At 38.3% G+C, this 533-nt stretch carries 1 protein-coding gene; it reads left to right on the forward strand.

The features are described 5' to 3' along the window. Nucleotides 1-478 (forward strand): IS1634 family transposase (locus JCM15548_RS20810; RefSeq protein ID WP_439645473.1); only part of this gene is annotated, 478 nt, incomplete at its 5' end. Nucleotides 479-533: the final 55 nt, after the last annotated feature.

Consider the following 533-nt stretch of genomic DNA (forward strand, 5'->3'; position numbering starts at 1 on the left):
AAACCAGTCTGCCATTGATAAAGACGCACAAAGAGACGGATTCTTTGGGATCATCACAAACGTGCAAGCCATGAGTGGCCGTGAAATTGTATCAAACTACAAAGAGCTTTGGCGCATTGAAGATGCCTTTGGTGAAATGAAAGGCTATCTGAAAAGCCGACCGATGTTTCATTGGACTGATGATAGGATTTTAGGACACTTGATGATCTGCTTTTTAAGTCACTTTTGCGAAGCGCATATCACCAAGCGCTTAAGACAAGAGCAAGCTGAAATAAATTTAAAATCAGTCGATAAAAAGATAATAAAATCAAGGCCATTAACTGCTGGGATGGCTATGGAGCAACTGGCGCAGGTTATGGCTGTTCCGGTAAAAGTAAAGAAAGATACAATTTGGTTAAGAACCGACATTCCACCTAATGCTGTAAAACTAATAAAAGCAATTGGTATGAAAATACCACCGAAAATTCTTCAACATTAATAGAAATGTAGTGGCACAAACCAAAGTTGCATTGTTTTTCTATTTGATTATGTGA

Source organism: Geofilum rubicundum JCM 15548, from assembly GCF_000974365.1.
Classification (GTDB): domain Bacteria; phylum Bacteroidota; class Bacteroidia; order Bacteroidales; family Marinilabiliaceae; genus Geofilum; species Geofilum rubicundum.